Here is an 18690-nt window from a genome sequence, read left to right as displayed (position 1 = left end):
TTGGTAGGTTCACCAGGTGCGTATCCGGACAGCGGATGAATCAGGTTCCTGATTCACCCGCTTCACTCAGGACTACGTATCAGCTGCTGGACTCCTGAGCCAGAGTGGACAACTAGCGAGAGTAGAAACCGAACCACAGGAATCACTGAGCGACCTCTTCGCCGTATTCACGCGGTGAAATATTGCGTGAGATAGTTTCATGGTAATTCGTGACATACATTCGGGAGAACTATGAGAGACACAGACGAGATGCAGCAACCGTCGGACGGATGGCAGCTTGCGGGCAGCAGCGCGGAGGCGTACGAGCGATACCTGGTTCCGGGAATGTTCGCACCCTGGGCGGACGAACTCGTCGAACGTGCCGGTCTCGAACCGGGTGACAGTGCGCTCGACGTCGGATGCGGAACCGGTATCGTGGCACGACGTGCGGCTCGAACGGTAGCGTCAGACGGCTCCGTCGTCGGACTCGACCCGAACATGGGCATGCTCGAGGTTGCGGAAGCGACCTCGTCGGACGAGGATACGGCTATCGAGTGGCGGGAAGGAGATGCCGCCGACCTCCCCTTTTCCGACGAGACGTTCGACGTCGTCTTCTGCCAGCAGGTCCTCCAGTTCGTGCCGAACCCGTCGACCGCACTGCAGGAGATACACCGCGTCCTCGTCCCCGATGGCCGCCTCGCGGTCAGCGTCTGGCGACCTATCGAGTTCAATTACAGCTACGTCGTGATGGCGGACGTCTTGGAGCGCCACGTCGGCGAGGAGGCGGCGGCGATGATGCGCTCACCGTTTCCCTCGTGGAGAATGGACGAATTACGTGACCTCGTTCGTGACGCAGGGTACCATGACGTTGTTATCACCATCGGAATCGAACCCATGCAATACCCGTCTCCGGAGGAGTTCGTGCGGCGAGAGGCCGCGAGTTCACCGTTAGCCGGACCACTCGGCGGGCTAGAGCGAGACGTGCGGGAAGCACTGGTTCGGGATGTCGAAAAAACACTCCGAGAGTACACGGACGACGACGGCATCGTCTTCCCGATGGAAGCCCACGTCGTCGTCGCACGTCGATAGGATACTACTCTCGTTCGACCTCGTGCCGACCGAATCCGTACCGGAGCCGGTTCGCCAACCGGCGCGAGAACCGTCCCTCCGACCGACTGCCGAATCGCTCGCCGAGCGCCTGATAGATGAGCGGAACCGGAACCTCCTGCTCCAGTGCCTCCTGGACCGTCCACGTCCCGGTCGAACCGCCTGCGACGTGGTCGGCGACGTCACCCAGGTCGGTTCCCTCTTCGCGGAACGCCTCCTCACAGAGTTCGAGGAGCCACGACCGGATGACCGCGCCGTTGTTCCACGTTCGGGCGACGGCCTCCAGGTCGAGGTCGTATCGGCCCTCGTGGAGCAGTTCGAACCCCTCGCCGTAGGCCTGCATCAGCGCGTACTCGACGCCGTTGTGAACCATCTTCACGTAGTGGCCCGACCCGGCTTCGCCCATGCGGTCGTGGCCGTTGGGGCCGGTCGCCACGGCGTCGAAGACCGGAGTCAGTTCGTCGTAGGCCCACGCCGGGCCGCCGACCATCAGCGAGAAGCCGAGTTCGACGCCCGCCGGGCCGCCGCTGGTCCCACAGTCGAGGTAGGCCGCCGGGGTCGTCTCGGCCCGGCGCACGGAGTCCTCGAAGTGGGAGTTTCCCCCATCGACGACGACGTCGTCATCGCCGAGGTAGGGTTCGAGGTCTTCGAGCGCGGCGTCGACCGGTTCTCCGGCGGGCACCATCAGCCAGATTCGTTTTTCCTCGCCGAGCGATTCGGCGAGATCGGCCACCGAATCGGCGGGTTCCGCACCCGCATCCGCCGCCGACTCGATTGCCTTCTCGGCCACGTCGTAGGCAACGACGTCGTGTCCGGCGTCCAGCGTTCTGTCTACGACGATTCGACCCATGCGCCCCAGTCCGATGACGCCCAGTTGCATGGCAGTAGGTGAACGTGGGGGAGAGGTAGGGGTTGCGGTTCCGGTCGCGGGTCAGGCGTGTGCGGGCGAGCGGGGAACGTACACCTCGTGTTGGCGGTAGACGTACACTGCGATAGCCCCGTTGCTGACGAACGTGACGAGGCCACTGGAACTGCTGAACCAGAGGGCGACCAGTCCGACCAGCGCACCCTGACGAACATCACGATGGCCCACCCCCACGCCCACGTTTTCGCGGTGAAGAGTCCGTAGTAGAGCAGGAATTTCGCGAGGAGAAACGGCGATAGAAGGAGTAGGTTCGTCTTGGCGACCGACGGCGGAATCACGGTGACCGAAAACAGCAGTGCGAACCCGAACGGGTCGACGAACAGGGCGAGAACGCAGATGGCCTCGATGTGCTTCGGAGTCGGCGTGCTGCAATCACGACAGCGTCGTGCGCCATCGCGAGTGCTTGCGCCGCACTCCTCGCAGGGCATGTGGCAATCTGCGAACAGCATCCGTTTAAAACAGGTGGTCGGTCGACCGGAGGACGGCCGAACTGTACCCGCCGACAGTCGAGTAGTGTCCAGCCGATTCGGCTCGAAAAGCGAACTGGGGCCTCGTGACACATGACGTCGTTTCGAACAGTTTCCACGGTCGCCACTCGTCCTCGCCGCCACGACTGCCAAACCCGCCGTAACCGTCGCGTCGTTCGTTCTCGCTGGGCGTTTCGATCGGTTCGGGGTTGATTTCGCACCGAGGGTGGACGGGAACCTTTATCAGAGAAGGCGCGCAGAGTCAAGGTATGAGCGTGATGGTGTCGGTAGTACGTCTCTAGCGCAGACGACGAGCGGTTCGTGTTTCTCGCCGATTCACCACACAGCGACAGCAATTTGCAGCCATGACTGACGTTCCAACCGACTACGACCCCGAGCGTATCGAGCGAAGGTGGCGCGACGAGTGGCAAGACTCGGACGTGTACACCCCCGATGGCGACCTCGACTACGTCATCGACACGCCGCCACCGTACCCGACAGGAAACCTTCACATCGGGCACGGTCTCCAGTGGAGTTACATCGACTTCGCGGCGCGCTACCACCGTCTGCAGGGCGAGGAAGTGCTCTTCCCGCAAGGGTGGGACTGCCACGGACTCCCGACCGAAGTGAAAGTCGAGGAAAACCATGACATCCACCGAACCGACGTCTCCCGCGAGGAGTTCCGTGACCTCTGTATCGAGCACACCGAAGCACAGATCGACTCGATGAAAGAGACGATGAACGAGTTGGGGTTCTCTATCGACTGGAACGCCGAGTTCCGGACGATGGACGAAGCGTACTGGGGGAAGACACAGCGCTCGTTCATCGAGATGGAAGAGTCCGTCTACCGCGACGAACACCCCGTCAACTGGTGTCCGCGCTGTCAGACCGCCATCGCGGATGCGGAAGTCGAGAACGAAGACAGGACCGGGACCCTCTACTACGTCACGTTCGAGGGCACGGACGACGAAGATATAGAAATCGCCACGACACGTCCCGAACTGCTCTCGGCCTGTGTCGGCATGGCAGTCGACCCCGAGGACGAACGCTACGCAGACCGAATCGGCGAGACGTTCGAAGTGCCCCTGTTCGGGCAGGAGGTCGAACTCGTCGGCGACGAGGAGGTCGACGGCGACTTCGGAACCGGCGCGGTGATGATCTGTACCTTCGGCGACAAGCAGGACGTGGACTGGTGGGCAGACCACGACCTCGACCTGCGTCCGGTAGTCACCGAGGACGGTCGTCTGAACGAACTCGCGGACGAGTTCGAGGGGCTGACCATCGACGAAGCGAAAGTAGCGGTCGCAGAGACGCTGGACGAGGAGGGGTATCTGAACGACTCCGAACCGACAGAGCAGTCCGTCGGCACCTGCTGGCGCTGTGACACACCCATCGAAATCCTCTCGAAAGAACAGTGGTTCGTCGAGGTCCACCCCGACGAAATTCTGGAGAAGGCCGCGGAAGTCGAGTGGATACCCGACCACATGCACTCGCGTCTCGAAGAGTGGACCGAGGGCATGGACTGGGACTGGGTCATCTCCCGTCAGCGCGTGTTCGCCACGCCGATTCCCGCGTGGGAGTGTACGGAGTGTGGCCACTGGCACATCGCCGAGATAGCGGAACTCCCGGTCGACCCGACCAAAACCGGCCCGGCGGTCGGTGACTGTCCCGAGTGCGGCGCAGACTCGTGGGTCGGCGAGACGGACGTGATGGACACGTGGATGGATTCGTCGATTACGCCCCTCCACATCTCGGGGTGGCCCGACGACCTCGAACTGGACGAGTTCGAACCCGTGGCGCTCCGCCCGCAAGGACACGACATCATCCGAACCTGGGCGTTCTACACCCTCTTGCGCATCGGAAAGCTCACGGGCGAGCGCCCGTGGGACGACATTCTCGTCAACGGGATGGTGTTCGGCCCGGACGGAAACAAGATGAGCAAGTCCCGCGGGAACGTCGTCGCGCCGACCGAGGCGGTCGAAAAACACAGCGCCGACGCTTTCCGCCAGTCGCTCGCACTGGGTGGGCAACCGGGAAGCGACATCCAGTTCCAGTGGAAGGAAGTCAAATCAGCCTCCCGGTTCCTGACGAAAGTCTGGAACATCTTCCAGTTCTCCGCGAACCACTTCGACGAGAACACGCCGGACACGCCAGACCCGGCCTACCGCGACGCCGACCGCTGGATTCTCTCGCGACTGTCACAGACGGCCGAGAGCGTGAGCGAGGACATGGAAGCCTACCGCTACGACAGTGCCCTCCGAAGACTCCGTGAGTTCGTCTGGAACGACCTGGCGGACGACTACCTCGAACTGGTCAAAGGCCGACTCTACGAAGGCCGACCGGGCGAACGAAACGCGGCGCGTCACGCGCTCTACACCTGCGTGTCGGCGACTACTCGGATGCTCTCGCCCTTCTCTCCCTTCGTCACCGAAGAGGTCTACAGCCACCTTCCCGGAACCGACGGAAGCGTCCATCGCGCCGAGTGGCCCGACGTCGAGATGCACGACGAGGAGGCCGAACTGGCCGGAGAGATAATCGCCGAGGTCGCGAGCGAGATTCGAGCCTGGAAATCCGACGAGGGAATGGCGCTCAATCAGGAACTCGACCGCATCGAACTGTATAGCGATGCCGAGCGAAAACCCGACACCTACGACCTGAGCGAGGCCGTGAACGGACCGGTCTATCTCGAAGAAGGGCGGCCGAACGTCGAACTCGCGCCGGTCGGCGTCTCTCCCGACCACGCATCCATCGGGCCGAAGTTCCGCGACAGAGCAGGTGCGGTCGTCGGTGCGCTGGAGTCGACCGACCCTGCCGAACTCAAGGCCCAGTTGGACACCCACGGCGAAATCACGCTGGACGCAGCGGGCGAGGAAGTCACCCTCGACGGTGACTGGGTGGAGATAGAAGAGGAGTATCGCGCCGAGAGCGGCGAGGAAGTCGAAGTGCTCGAAACCGACCACGCGACGGTGCTCGTCTTCCCGTAGGATACCCCGCGCATCGACTCTCGGTCCATGGTGGCCGTCGTCTTTAGGTGATTTCCCGTCGATTCCCCTTCGGGGGATTCCAATGTCAGTCAGCGACATCGCAACGACGAACGTCGTTACAGCTACCCAAGATGCCACGCTCTCGGACGTCGCCGCGACGATGGCGGACGAGAACGTCGGATGCGTACCCATCGTAGACGGTGAGAGACCGGTGGGAATCGTCACCGACCGCCAGCTCGCACTCTCGCTCGCGGACGACCCCGACGCATCGAGTCGGTCGGTCGGCGACGTGATGACCCGGGACCCGATAACCATCGAATCGAGTGCGAGCACGCACGAACTGGTCGAGCAGATGGACGACGCCAGTATCCGCCGGATTCCGGTCGTCGAAAACGGGACGCTGACGGGAATCGTCACGTTGGACGACGTGCTCGTGACGCTCGCCGACGAACTGGACGAAGTCGCGGACGTCGTCGAAGAGCAGTCGCCGCGCTTCTGAACTACGGCAAGAAGCGTCGCCGCGATTTCGAATCGCGAGAACTTTTCTTCCGGTCTCCGATTGGTGGGTATGGACGAACGTATCCACGAACACGCAAACGTGCTGATAGACTGGAGTGCGCGGGTCGAGGACGGCGACGACGTCGTCGTCGTGGTAGACGACGGTGCTCACGACCTCGCGGTGGCGGTCGGAGAGAAGGTAGGCGATCGCGGTGGGAACCTGGTGACGATGTACAACTCCGAGGAAGTCGAACGCGCGTATCTTCGAGCACGAGACGAGTTCGAGGACGACCCATCGCACGAACTGGCCGTGTATGAGAACGCCGACGTGGTGCTCCGACTGGGCGGAAGTACGAACACGATGGCAAGAGCGGACGTGCCGGGCGAGACGGCACAAGCGTACAGCAAATCACGGACGGGCGTCCGCGAAGCGTACCTCGGGAGCGACTGGATCTCGACGCTCCATCCCACCCGCGCTCACGCACAGCAGGCGGGGATGGCATACGAGGAGTACCAGAATTTCGTGTACGACGCCGTCCTCAGAGACTGGGAGTCGCTCGCCGACGAGATGGCGAAGATGAAGACGATTCTGGACGATGGACGCGAAGTGAGAATCGTCACGGCGGACACCGAAGTCACGATGTCCATCGAGGGGCGCACTGCGGTCAACAGTTGCGCTTCGGTCGCCTACGACTCGCACAACCTGCCCAGCGGCGAGGTGTTCACCGCCCCCTACGCCACCGAGGGTGAGGTGTTCTTCGACGTGCCGATGACACATCAGGGCCGACGAATCCAGAACGTCCACCTCGCGTTCGAGGACGGTGATGTGGTCGATTTCAGCGCCGACGTCGGCGAGGACGTACTGGCCGATATTCTCGACACGGACGATGGAGCACGCAGACTCGGCGAACTCGGCATCGGGATGAATCGCGGTATCGACCGCTTTACCGACAACATCCTCTTCGACGAGAAGATGGGCGACACCGTCCATCTCGCGGTGGGACGTGCCTACGACTCCTGTCTTCCGGAGGGCGAAACTGGCAACGACAGCGCCGTTCACGTCGACATGATAACCGACGTGAGCGAGAACTCGCGGATGGAAGTGGACGGCGAGGTCGTCCAGCGAGACGGCACATTCCGGTGGGAAGACGGCTTCGACGCCTGAGAGAAGTCCAGCCAGCAGTCGGAGGAGCGTTCAACACGTCGGGATTCGCCGTCGAGTGGACGGCGACGCGAGCGCTGACAGTGAGGACGCGAAAGGGGAGACACAGCGGTTCGTGCGGGGAATTAAAATCCCATTATATATCCGAATAGTTTATTGTTTTCCACGTAATTACCTTTGACGTCGTTATAAAAATGAAACACGACAGACGGACATTCTTAAAGCAGGTGGCAGCGGCAGGGACGGCGCTGACCGTCGTCGATCAGGTTTCGGCGGACGAAACGGCTCGATACGTCGTCGTCGGAAGCGATAGTGACGTCGGTGACAACGTAGCGGACGCTGGCTTCTCCGTCGAGCGTGAACTCGGAGGCAACGTTCTCCTGGTCGACGCCGACGACCGGACGGCACTGGAGAACGTCACCAGCGTCTCCGAAGTGGCAGCGGACCAGTTGTTGAAACTGAACGCCCCCGAACGCGAGGAAGAGACCACCGACGAGGAACTCTATCCCCGCCAGTGGGACAAGCAGGTGACCGAGGTGCCCGAGGCTCACGAGCGCGCGACCGGAGCGGGGACGCGACTCGCCATCATCGATACGGGCGTCGACTTCGACCACCCCGACCTCGAGAGCAACGTCAACGAATCGCTGAGCAAACTGTTCAAGTTCGGGGACATCACCGACGACGCACAGGACGTGTACGGCCACGGCACCCACGTCGCGGGCATCGCGGCGGCGAGCAACGAGGGAACGCAGGGCGTCGTCGGCACCGCACCGGACGCCGAAATCGTCTCGTTGCGCGTGTTCTACTACCACGAGGGTGAACTGTACACGACGCGGGGTGACATCCTGACGGCCATCGACTACGCGGCAGAAATCGGTGCGGACGCGGCGAACATGAGCCTCGGCACGTCGCCCATTCCGCCGGAGTACAACGCTGGCGGCCTGCGAACTGGTTACCAGCGCGTCATCCAGAGTGCGACCCGACGCGGCACGCTGGTCGTCGCCAGTGCCGGAAACGACGCGGCCAATCTTCAGCAGGGCGGCTACTTCTCGCTGCCGAACAGCGTCGCGGGTGCGATGAGCGTCAGCGCGACCGGGCCGAACGACGAGCGCGTGTTCTACTCCAACTACGGTACGGACGACATCGACGTCGGTGCGCCCGGCGGTGGCTACGAGACGCTCGAAAAGACGCTCTCGACGGACACCGAGTGGCCCTACCCGACCAACCTCGTTCTCTCGTCGGTGCCGCCGGAAATCTACGGCGCGTACTACGCCTACTTCGCGGGGACTTCGATGGCGGCCCCACAGGTGACCGGGACGGCGGCCCTCCTCCGCGAGGTCGCTCCCGACGCGAACGCGAATCAGGTCGAAAACGCGATTAAAAGCGGGGCCGATGGCGTGACCGGACAGAGCAGCGCCGACCTCGGTGCGGGTCGACTCAATGCGAAGGGCGCACTGGACTCGCTCTAAGTCCACCACTCACTTCGCCGCTCGTCGGCGGAAGCGTCCACGAACGGCGGTGCGAGTTCCGATTCGTCGAGGCCGAATCCGTATCCCAACCAGTAGCCGACGTACCAGCCGATGGCCTCGGTATCGACGCCGGTGATGGAGACGAGCAACCGGTCGTACTCCTCTAACGCACCGTCACGGTCGGGATCGGTTCCCCGTACGCTACCGCAGGAGCCAGTCGCTCCGGGATTGCAGGGGAGTTCGTCGGGGAACTGGACGACCACGTCTGCGGCCGACCGATTCGACGTGACGGTGAACGAGACGTTCGCGGGAACGGTGCCGGCAGCACCTCGGGCGTAGTAGTCGAGTGCGTGTTGCACCTGGGCTCGCACGGCGTCTCGGTCGTGGTCCTTGGTGGGACCGATGTAGACCGTCAGGTTCGCGTCCGCCCAGGGCAGGTCACGCTCCGTCGCGTTCGGCATGGGTTGTCTCGAGAGAACCGTCGCAGCGGCCATTATCGACTGCGGAGCCGAACTGTGGTTCAGCCCGAGCGTGTGTCCTAGCTCGTGTTTCAGGACCAGAACGGTCGAAGCACTCGAGAAAGAATCGTCGATTTCTACGTGCATCGGACGTGAAACCTGCGCGGAGTCCGTGATGTACGGTGCACAGCCTGCAGCGTGTTGGATGTTGGGACAGCTTCGTACGTCGTCGACGAAGTCGATAACGAGGTCGGGATTCTCGGTATTCGAAACGAGTTCGTACTGGATAGCGTACCCCGCGTACTGCTCGCTGTGCTGTTCCCAGTAATCGAGGGCCTGGCGGACTTCCTCGGTGGGGTCGCGCGAGGAGTTCGCACTGGCGTTGATAGCGACCGTCAGCACCGGCTCCCCCCACGGGTTCGACAGATCTGCTACCGTCCCCGTCGTGGGGGCCATCCCCTGAGACGTCACGTTACCCGTCGTCTGCTGTGGCGTCGTCCCGTCGAACTGGGCCCCGGCACACCCCGAGAGGACGAGAACGAGCGCGACCAGGAACGTGCGTCTCCTCATTGTTCAGTCATAGAACGGAACAGTATCAAGCTTTGCGGCTTCGGAAATTGCAGTCGAAGTCGAGCGTGTGGCTGTGCGACGTCGATTCGACCTGTATCGTCGCGTGGTCGATACCGAACCGACTCGCCAGTTCCACCTGACAGGTCTGGAGCACCGAATCCGGGTCGACGTCGTCTTCAACCACGACGTGCGCGGAGAGGGCGGACTGCGTCGAACTGAGCGACCAGACGTGGACGTCGTGTGCCTCCACGACGCCCGGCAGTCCGTCGAGATACGAGCGCACCTCCTCGACCGCGATTCCGGACGGGGTACCCTGCAAGAGGATGTTCAGACTCTCCACGAAGAGGCCTTTCGCGGAGTATACCACCAGCGCGGCGACCAGCACGGCGAACAGTGGGTCGAGGACGTACAGGTCGGTGAACACGAGCGCGACGCCGACGGCGATGGCCGCCACGCTTCCGGCGGCGTCCGAGAGCAGGTGGAGGAACGCACCTTCGACGTTCAGAATCTCGCGGTGGTCCGACAGCACCCACGCCGCGAGGAGGTTCGCCATCAGTCCGAGCACGCCCACCAGGACGACCAGTTCGGCGTTCACCGGCTGTGGGTCCTGAAACCGTCGAACCGCGTCGAAGAGGACGTAGCCGACCGCGACGAGCAAGAGGAGTCCGTTCCCGAGCGCACCGAGCACCTCGGCACGCTGGTAGCCGTAGGTTCGTTTGGCGTCGGCGGGCCGGGCGGAAATCCACGCCGCGACCAGCGCGAGCGCGAGACTGGCGCTGTCGGCGAGCATGTGAACCGCGTCCGCGAGGAGGGTGAGCGAGCCGCTGTAGACGGCTCCGACGAGTTCGACGACGAAGAAGACGGTGTTGATGGCGAGCGCGAGCGTCAGCGGGCGGATGGTGGCATCGTCGCCGTGGTCGTGGTCGTGCGCCATCGCTCGAAGTACGGACTGAAGGGTATCGTAGTTGGTGGCGGAGTCAGGTCGGTAGTACCAGCGGTGTGATTCAGAGATCAGAAGCGCGATTCGAAGAGGCTAGCAGATAGCGTAGACGACCTGAATACCGTCGTCCCGAACCGTCACGTGGGCATTTCCGCAACACTTGCTCGTCCTGATAGTCGCACAGTCGCGGTGCGGGGAATCGGACGAGTCCGATTCCCCTCGTGAGCTCGTCGTGGATGGGGTGGTCGAGGTCGCGTCAACGCCGACCAGTGCCCCACAGACGGAGAACGCTTCGACGCCGTCGGGGTCGGCCTGCGTCAGGTTGTACACCACCATGTCACTCCCGGCCGAGACATCGTGTGTCTCGTCGTAGACGGTCTCACCGGTCTTCCCCCGCACGACCCAGACGCGGACGGTTCGGGGGTCGTCGATTTCGCTTTCGAGTGTGACTTCGTGGTCGGGTTTCGGTGTGTTCGAAACATGTGATATCCAGTCGTCCGTCGTGGTTACGTCGTCGGTGGTGGTCACATCGTCCGTCGTGGTCGTCTGGGTCGTTCCCCGAGGAGTGTCGGTGGTCGATTCGTCGGTGCCATTTCCTCCAGTCGAATCACTCACACATCCCCCAGTTACGAGCGTACCTCCGAGAGCAGCGAGGACTGAGCGGCGTTTCAGTTCGTGCATACGTCATGAATGTTGTCACTTCGGGAGAAGTCTTCTAGAGAATCAAACGAGTCTTCGAGTCTTGCCGGTGGGGGAACCCGCCAGCGTGGCTCACTCGTCGTCGGGGGAGATTCCCGCCAGTCGCATCGCGTTGCCCGTCACGCCGAGGCTCATCCCCATGTCGCCGATGACGATGGCGTGGACGACCTGCACGAGACCGAGCGGCGCACCGACGGCGAGCACCCCTTTCACCGCGAGGCTCGTCCAGATGTTCTGGCGGATGACGCGGTTGGCCTTCCGGGCGAGGTTGCGGAGATAGGGGAGTTTCCCGATGTCGTCGCCCATCAGCGCCACGTCGGCGGTTTCGATGGCGGTGTCGGTTCCCGCCGCGCCCATGGCGATGCCGACCGTCGCGGCCGCCATTGCGGGGGCGTCGTTGATGCCATCGCCGACCATCGCAACGCCGTCGTCGGCGAGTTCTTCGACGGCGGCGACCTTGTCCTCCGGGAGGAGGTCGGCGTGGTACTCGTCCACACCGACCTCCTCCGCGATGGCGCGCGCCGTGCCCTCGTTGTCGCCCGTGAGCATGACGACGCGGGAGACGCCGAGCTCGTGGAGGCGAGCGACCGTCTCGTTCGCGCCGGGGCGTACCTCGTCAGCGACGGCGACGACGCCCTCCAGTTCGTCTTCGGTGCCGACGAGGACGATGGTCTTGCCCTCCCGTTCGAAGCGCGGAACGACTTCGGAGAGGAGGTCGAGGCAGTCGTCCCGGTGGTCACAGATGCTCTCGGTTTCCACCGTCGCATCCTCGGCCACCTTGTCGTCCACGACCACGCCTCCGTCCGTACTGACGTGCGTGTGTTGGAGGTCGAAGCCGAGTTCGGAGAATAGTGCGGGTTTCCCGGCGTAGTGGGTCACACCGTTGAGGTCGGCGCGGACGCCCTTTCCGGTCAGGCTCTCGAAATCGGAAACCTCGCGCTCTTCGACGCCCGCCTCGTGTGCGTGATTCACGATAGCCTCGGCGATGGGGTGTTCGCTCCGGTGTTCGAGACTGTGTGCACAGCGCAGGACGTCGTCCTCGCCGTTGCCGTTGAGCGGGATGACGTCGGTGACCGCCAGTTCGCCTTTCGTCAGCGTGCCGGTCTTGTCGAACGCGACGGTGTCGAGTTCGCCCATCGCTTCGAGGTGGTCGCCGCCCTTGACGAGGACACCGTTTCGCGCCGCGCTGGTGATACCCGAGACGACGCTGACGGGCGTGCTGATGACGAACGCACAGGGGCAGGCCACGACAAGCAGGGTGAGACCGCGGACGAACCACGTCTCGAACGCCCTGTCGAACAGCAGTGGCGGGACTGCGGCAGTGAGGATGGCGGCCGTGACGACGGCGGGCGTGTAGTAGCCCGCGAACCGGTCGACGAACTGCTCGTGGTCGGTCTGGTTGCTCTCGGCGTCTTCCACCAGTTCGACGATGTGCGAGAGGGTCGAATCGCCCGCCTCGGCGGTCGCTTCGACCTCGAGGTATCCTTCTTCGTTCACCGTCCCGGCGAACACCTCGTCGCCTTCGCTCTTCTCGACCGGAACGCTCTCGCCCGTAATGGGGGCCTGATTGACCGAACTCGTTCCGTCGCGAACGTCGCCATCGATCGGAATCTTCTCGCCGGGGCGGACGACCACGGTGTCGCCGACGTGAACTTCCTCGACGGGGACGGTCTCCTCGTCGCTGTTCCTGCGCACGGTCGCCGTGTCGGGCGAGAGGTCGATGAGTTCGCGCAAGGAGTTGCGGGCGCGATCCATCGAGAAGCGTTCTAACAGTTCGGCGATGCTAAAGAGCACCGCGAGCGTCGCGGCTTCGAAGTAGAGGCCGACCGCGAGCGCGCCCAGAATCCCGGCGGCCATCAACAGGTCGATATCGAGACTGGCGTTCTTCGCGGAGTAGTAGCCGTTCCGCACGATTTCCTGCCCGCCGAGTGCGACGGCGGCGAGAAATCCGGCGTCGGCCAGGGTGAACTCCCTGCCGAGGGCGGTACCGAGCGAGGGATTAAGAGCGGGGAAGACGAACTGCAGTGCCAATCCCACGACGAGGAACGCCCCCCCGGCCCACGTCTTCAACGCGCGGGTGCTCGTCCACACCTCGTGTGGGGACTCGACTGCTCGCCCGTCGTCGCTCGCGACGTCGGTGACCTCGTAACCTGCACTTTCGACCGCGTCGACGAGGTCGTCGCGAGACGCCTCGGCGGTGGTGACGACGACGCGCCCGGACGCCGGTTGGGTGTCGAACTCCGTGACGCCCGAAACGCCACACAGCGCGTTCTCGACTTTCCCGGCACAGGAGGGACAGTCCATCCCGGGGACAGAGAGGGTTTCGGTGCGCGTTTCGTCCACCTCGTAGCCCGCGTTCTCGACGGCAGTTCGGACGTCGGCGGCGTCTGCTCGGGTGGCGTCGTACGAGACGACGAGTCGTCCGGCGGTGACCTGCGCGTCCGTCTCGGTCACCCCGTCCACCGATTCGACGCTCGCGGTAACTTTCCCGGCACAGGAGGGACAGTCCATCCCGGGGATAGAGAGGCGAAGCGTCTCCGTTCGGCTAGTCATTGGGCGACTCTAACCGCTGGAGAGTTATTAATTGCCCTGCCAGAATTCGGGCCGAAGTTAGGAAGCTCTAGTAAATAATGGGTTGTTAGTTACTAGACGCGCCAGCGAGGCAAGCTACTCCCAAGCGTTCCACGACCGTTTCTGGTCAAGTATTTAACAATTCAAACCGTTCAATCGGTTAATGTGGCGTTGAAAACGGAAACGATAGCGAACCATCGTTCTCACTTATTGAGTGTGCCATCGATGGAAGCGATGGGCAGCATGAGGCACATCAAAGCAGGCGCGGGTCTGGCAGTGGTTCTTCTCGAACTACTCGCTGTGGTCGCGTTACTGGCTCTCGCGTTCGGCATCTGAAAAGCGGCTGAGGGGAGTAAGCCCCCTTCTGTTCGACCCGGCATTCGGCTGAGCGTCCACGCCGTCTCCGGGCTACCATTGTGGCGTGGACTTGCACCGGCAAGGATTCGCCGTTCCATCCATTCTTCGCGGTCATTCCTCGGTGGGTTAACTCCCTTCCCTCGCGGGTCGGTTCGCACACCGCATCGGTCACGCGAAGTGGTTTCGTTTCTGTTCCAGAGCCAGTGGTCTCCCACTCCGGACTTGCGTCCGGTCGCCTGCCCGGACGGTGGGGGGACTTTCCTCACGTAGATGCCGGCAGTCGCCAGCACCGTCGTCCGCGGGAACCGGGCTCCCTCTGCCGGAGTAAGCTAGCCCACAGACGCGTTTAAGCCGTTCGGTCCGTCCAGTCATGGGGGCTTAAAGCCAGCCAGATTGAAGGGAAGCGTTGAAGACGCTTCTGTGCATAATCCATACTATGTCTGAGGCTCAGGCAGTAACCTTTACCTACGAGGATGGCACGCGCGCAGTGGAACTCGCACGCGAGGCGGTCACATCGTACGTAATCAACGGACAGCGCGAACAGCCGGGGAGTATGCGAGAGGCGTTCTACGCCCGAACCGGCGTCTTCGTTCGACTGGAGTCTACTCGCGGGCGTGGAAGCCTGCGCGGGTGGGCCGGTGCCTACGAAACGAGCGAGCAATTAGGGCACGCAATCGTCGACTCGGCCATCGAGGCCGCCAGCGGGGACTCCTGTGGGTCGGAGGTCGAACCAGCCGAGCTTTCGAATCTCAACATCTCCGTGTTCATCGTCGAGAACACGATGCTGACCGACGACCCGACGAACGACATCGCGCTGGGCCGACACGGAGTCGCCGTCGAAGGCCGGGGACAGCAGGCGTGGATGTATCCCACCCTCCCGGTCGAACACAACTGGAGTGTCTTCGAGTATCTCGACCGTACCTGTCGAAAGGCCGGACTTCCCCACGGTGCCTGGGAGGACGACGACGTGTTCGTCACTCTCGTCGAAGGACCGGTGTTCCGCGAGCGCGAACCGGAAGGAAGTATCGAACGAATTTAATCCCGAAATCCGACTGCCGCTGCGTCGTCGCGTGCCCGCCGCGCTGCAGCAGTGACGGCGAACTCGTACACGAGTTCGCCGTCGCGGAGAAGCGGCTGTAAGAGCGGTTCACCGTCGGCCTCGTGTCTCGCGAGACCGACGTGATGCCCGCCGTCTGCCGTGCGATACACCTGCTTTCTACCCGAGAGTTTACCACGTTTCGAAACCGGTTTACCGTCGATTTCCACGATGTCGAGTGCGAAATCCACGGGGTCGGCGTTGCTGATGTGACTGCCGACGCCGAAGCCGTCGGCCACGTCACGGAGTCGATGCAGTTCGTCCGGTCCGAGGCCGCCGCTGGCGAAGATACCCACGTCCTCGAAGCCGTGCGAGTCGAGTTCCCAGCGTAATTCGCGCAGGATGTGCCGGAAGTTCCCGCGGCGCGACCCCGTGGTGTCGATACGAACGCTGTCGAGGGCGTCGCCGAGTGCGGTGGTCGCGCGGAGCACCTCGTCTTTCTCGTCGGAGAAGGTGTCACAGAGCGCGACTCTCGGGACGTCCTCGCCGACCGCGTCGTCGAACGCTTGCCACGCTTGCTCCTGGTTGCCACTGCCGAAACAGATGAGCAGTGCGTGGGGCATCGTCCCGCTCGCCTCCTTCCCCAGCAGTTCGCCCGCCGCGACGTGGGAGATGCCGTCCAGTCCCGCGACGAGTGCAGAGCGTTCGACGACCGCAGCGATAGTCGGATGGACGTGGCGCGCGCCGAAACTCAACACGGTTGACTCCGGGGCGGCGAGTCGCGCTTCGAGAGCGTTCGTCGCCATCCCCGACGCGTGCGAGAGGAAGCCGAGCAGCGAGGTTTCGTACCGGGCGAAATCGAGGTAGTTCCCCTCGATAGTGAGCACGGGACCGCCGTCGAACAGACGGCCTTCGGTCATCGCGTCCACGTCGACCGGAAGCCCTTCGAGGAGGTGAGCCGCATCTTTCACGCCCGAGAGCAGTTCGAACTCACCGGTCGGAAACTGGTCGGCAGTCACCTCGGCGACGACGCGTGGGTTCTTCCCTACGGATTCGAGTGTCGTCTCTGTGCGGAGGAAGTAGGCGTCCGTCGCGGTTCCGTCGCGGATAGCCGCCTCGGAAACTACGTCGAATCGGTCGCTCACGCGAACCACCTGTTGTTCATACGCGGAGGATACTCGGACGAGAGCGAAAAAGCACCGGTTCGTCGGGAGGTAATAGCCCAGGACGTCGGAAATTACGCGGTCGGTGCAGACCCGTTCCGAACGTCCGAGAGGTCGGAGACGGTCGGCGCGTTCACGATGACGACGGTATTGCCCTTCTGTTCGATGTAGAAGGCGTCGCCGAACTTGGTGCTGTCCGGCACCGTCCACGTGTTCTTCCGGCCGTCGACCTGCGTGGCTTTGCGGTACTTGAGCAGTTTCTCGTAGGCCGTGACGAACTCCTTGGCGTCTTTCTTGGAGTCCCACTTCGTCTTGAACACGTAACCCGTCTCGTTTTGCTCGGTGTTGTCGTTCGTATAGACGACTATCTTGTCATCGTCCCAGCCATCGGTCGGCGCACTCCGATAGTTCAGCGGGTCGAACTCCCTGAGCCCCTTGCCGTCCTTTTTGGTGTGGAAGAACTCCTGTGCCGGGATGATCTGTGTTTTCCCCTGACTCTCGTAGTAGGGGTACATGAACATCGCGAACAGACCTGCCTCGCCGACTTCGCCGAAGTTCGGTCGGCCCGCCGGCTTCAGGCGCGTCCAACCGTTGCTGGTCTTGTCCCGAACCCTAATCCGGGCGGGCTCGTCGCCGGGATACTTTTGGGGGTGGATGACTTGCTCGGTGCTGGCAGGCGGATTCTCGTAGAGGGCGTTGACGCCCTTCCAGCCCTCTTTCTCGCGGATACTCTTCACGAACGGCGGGCCGTCGCTGTACGGCTGGTATTTTACCAGATAGGGGCCGATGTTGGCGAGGCCGCCGCCACTAGCGCCGTTCTCGCTGTCGTCCGGCATGAGACAGGTTCCTTTCCACCGGTTGTTACACCGCTTCTCGTAGAGATAATCGAGATAGTTTCCGTCACCCTCGATGACTCCGTCGATGGCGTTGTGGCGCTCGCGGGTGTTCTGCTTGTACGAATCGAAGCCGAACTTCTGGTCCTGGAGCGCGTGGAACAGTTCCTGTGAAAGCGTGATTTCGTTCATCTTGGGCGCGCTCTCGTTGTTCGAGATGATGACGATAGACTGCTTTCTCGGACTGTAGTAGCCGCCGACCGACGACCCGGAGTTTTTCCGCTGCACGGCGACGGAGTCAGTCGATTCGTCGATCATCATTAGCGCCTCGAATTTGACGTTGTCGAACTGTTGTCGCTTCGGCGGCGTCGACTGGTTCGCTTGTTCCTCGCGGAACTGGGCACGCGAGATGACCTTCACCGGAACCTTCTTGTCGAACTCCAGTCGCCGAATCTTCTCGACGCGGGCCATCGACCGACTGACCACGGCGTCCATCTCGGAGTCGTTCAGTCCGTCTGCGCGCGTGACGTTGACCGTCTCGTTGAACCAGTACCCCTCTTCCCACCCGAGCACGTCCGATTTCGGGTCCGGTGGGTGGACCGCCTTCTGCTGTGTCGGCGGGGAGGTAGATGTCCCGGGGGCCTGCGTCGTCTGCGTTCCGTCGGGGTCGCTCGTCGTCGTATCCGAGCCTGGGGCCTGAGAACAGCCCGCCAGCACGAGCATCAGAGCAACCGCGACAACGGTTATCGTTCGCATTCTGTAGGAGACACCAAGGACTACTGTGTAAAAAACCTCTTGAAAGTGGCGGGAGACGACACATAGGATAGGAAACGAATCTTCGAAACCGTTTCCTCCGAACCGGCCGAACCCTCACGTATGAACTTCGACCCCGACTCGACCGCCGTCGTCGTCGTCGACATGCAGAACGGCTTCTGTCACCCGGACGGGAGTCTCTACGCACCCGAAAGCGAATCGGTCATCGACCCCATCCGCGGTCTTCTCGCCCGCGCCCGCGAGGCGGGCGCGGCGGTCGTGTTCACGCGCGACGTCCACCCGCCGGAGCAGTTCGAGGACAACCACTACTACGACGAGTTCGACCGCTGGGGCGAACACGTCGTGGAAGGCTCGTGGGAAGCACAGATCGTCGACGACCTGGACGTCACCGAGAACGACCACGTCGTGACGAAACACACCTACGACGCCTTCTACCGGACCGACCTCGAAGGCTACCTCGACGCCCACGGCATCCACGACCTGCTCATCTGCGGGACGCTGGCGAACGTCTGTGTCCTCCACACCGCCGGAAGCGCCGGGCTACGCGATTTCAAACCCGTCATCGTCGAAGACGCCGTCGGGTACATCGAAGACGACCACAGAGAGTACGCCGTCGAGCACGCCGCGTGGTTGTTCGGCGAGGGCGTGACGTTGGACGACATCGATTTCGAGTAGCGAAACGACCTCTCCGGCGTGCT

15 protein-coding genes and 1 other RNA gene are annotated in these 18690 nt (G+C 62.8%); 7 read left to right on the top strand and 9 right to left on the bottom strand.

Translation table 11 applies throughout. The features are described from left to right. Positions 1–231 precede the first annotated feature (231 nt). A complete protein-coding gene (locus tag ACR3FF_RS16290) occupies positions 232–1068 on the top strand; it encodes a class I SAM-dependent methyltransferase (RefSeq protein WP_458189149.1) in 837 nt (278 codons plus the stop codon). Positions 1069–1072: 4 nt separating this feature from the next. Here the strand turns inward: ACR3FF_RS16290 and gnd are convergent, their stop codons facing one another. Both gnd and ACR3FF_RS16280 read right to left on the bottom strand, forming a co-directional pair. Continuing rightward, the gene (gene gnd / locus ACR3FF_RS16285) at positions 1073–1966 is read right to left on the bottom strand and encodes a phosphogluconate dehydrogenase (NAD(+)-dependent, decarboxylating) (protein WP_458189148.1); all 894 of its coding nucleotides are present in this window, start codon (positions 1964–1966) and stop codon (positions 1073–1075) included. Positions 1967–2017: 51 nt separating this feature from the next. After that, positions 2018–2179: a hypothetical protein gene (locus ACR3FF_RS16280; protein ID WP_458189147.1), complete on the bottom strand. Its 162-nt coding sequence runs from the start codon at positions 2177–2179 to the stop codon at positions 2018–2020. A 664-nt stretch (positions 2180–2843) separates the two neighbouring features. Here ACR3FF_RS16280 and ACR3FF_RS16275 point away from each other — a divergent pair. The 4 genes from ACR3FF_RS16275 to ACR3FF_RS16260 all read left to right on the top strand — a co-directional run bounded on the left by ACR3FF_RS16275 (position 2844) and on the right by ACR3FF_RS16260 (position 8591). Continuing rightward, positions 2844–5462 (top strand): valine--tRNA ligase, encoded by a 2619-nt coding sequence (locus ACR3FF_RS16275; protein WP_458189146.1) that lies wholly within the window; start codon positions 2844–2846, stop codon positions 5460–5462. A gap of 82 nt (positions 5463–5544) precedes the next feature. Beyond that, positions 5545–5961: a CBS domain-containing protein gene (locus tag ACR3FF_RS16270; RefSeq protein WP_458189145.1), complete on the top strand. Its 417-nt coding sequence runs from the start codon at positions 5545–5547 to the stop codon at positions 5959–5961. A gap of 69 nt (positions 5962–6030) precedes the next feature. Then, positions 6031–7125, top strand: a complete 1095-nt coding sequence (locus ACR3FF_RS16265) for an aminopeptidase (RefSeq protein WP_458189144.1) — start codon at positions 6031–6033, stop codon at positions 7123–7125. Between the two features lie 191 nt (positions 7126–7316). Continuing rightward, on the top strand, positions 7317–8591 hold the full coding sequence (locus ACR3FF_RS16260; RefSeq protein WP_458189143.1) for a S8 family peptidase: 1275 nt from the start codon (positions 7317–7319) through the stop codon (positions 8589–8591). Here ACR3FF_RS16260 and ACR3FF_RS16255 read toward each other — a convergent pair. From ACR3FF_RS16255 to rnpB, 5 genes are all read right to left on the bottom strand, one after another. Next, the gene (locus ACR3FF_RS16255; protein WP_458189142.1) at positions 8588–9619 is read right to left on the bottom strand and encodes a matrixin family metalloprotease; all 1032 of its coding nucleotides are present in this window, start codon (positions 9617–9619) and stop codon (positions 8588–8590) included. The genes ACR3FF_RS16260 and ACR3FF_RS16255 overlap by 4 nt on opposite strands. 25 nt (positions 9620–9644) lie before the next feature. Next, positions 9645–10553, bottom strand: a complete 909-nt coding sequence (locus ACR3FF_RS16250; protein ID WP_458189141.1) for a cation diffusion facilitator family transporter — start codon at positions 10551–10553, stop codon at positions 9645–9647. Between the two features lie 99 nt (positions 10554–10652). Next, the gene (locus ACR3FF_RS16245; RefSeq protein ID WP_458189140.1) at positions 10653–11240 is read right to left on the bottom strand and encodes a hypothetical protein; all 588 of its coding nucleotides are present in this window, start codon (positions 11238–11240) and stop codon (positions 10653–10655) included. A 90-nt stretch (positions 11241–11330) separates the two neighbouring features. Beyond that, positions 11331–13811: a heavy metal translocating P-type ATPase gene (locus ACR3FF_RS16240; RefSeq protein ID WP_458189139.1), complete on the bottom strand. Its 2481-nt coding sequence runs from the start codon at positions 13809–13811 to the stop codon at positions 11331–11333. A 359-nt stretch (positions 13812–14170) separates the two neighbouring features. Next, an RNA gene (rnpB, locus tag ACR3FF_RS16235) (RNase P RNA component) lies at positions 14171–14507 on the bottom strand. Between the two features lie 115 nt (positions 14508–14622). Here rnpB and ACR3FF_RS16230 point away from each other — a divergent pair. Then, entirely contained in the window at positions 14623–15225 is a 603-nt protein-coding gene (locus ACR3FF_RS16230; protein WP_458189138.1) for a TIGR00296 family protein, read from the top strand. On the opposite strand, the gene ACR3FF_RS16225 is transcribed toward ACR3FF_RS16230, so the two are convergent. Continuing rightward, positions 15222–16367: a nicotinate phosphoribosyltransferase gene (locus ACR3FF_RS16225; RefSeq protein ID WP_458189137.1), complete on the bottom strand. Its 1146-nt coding sequence runs from the start codon at positions 16365–16367 to the stop codon at positions 15222–15224. The genes ACR3FF_RS16230 and ACR3FF_RS16225 overlap by 4 nt on opposite strands. Before the next feature lie 92 nt (positions 16368–16459). Then, a complete protein-coding gene (locus ACR3FF_RS16220; protein ID WP_458189136.1) occupies positions 16460–17974 on the bottom strand; it encodes an Hvo_1808 family surface protein in 1515 nt (504 codons plus the stop codon). 120 nt (positions 17975–18094) lie between these two features. Between ACR3FF_RS16220 and ACR3FF_RS16215 the strand changes: the two genes are divergently transcribed. Further along, positions 18095–18667 (top strand): cysteine hydrolase family protein, encoded by a 573-nt coding sequence (locus ACR3FF_RS16215; RefSeq protein WP_458189135.1) that lies wholly within the window; start codon positions 18095–18097, stop codon positions 18665–18667. Positions 18668–18690: the final 23 nt, after the last annotated feature.

The sequence above is a fragment of the Haladaptatus ordinarius genome, from assembly GCF_054177595.1.
Note: the sequence above shows the minus strand (reverse complement) of the source record. Positions and strands in the feature narration are given on the sequence as shown.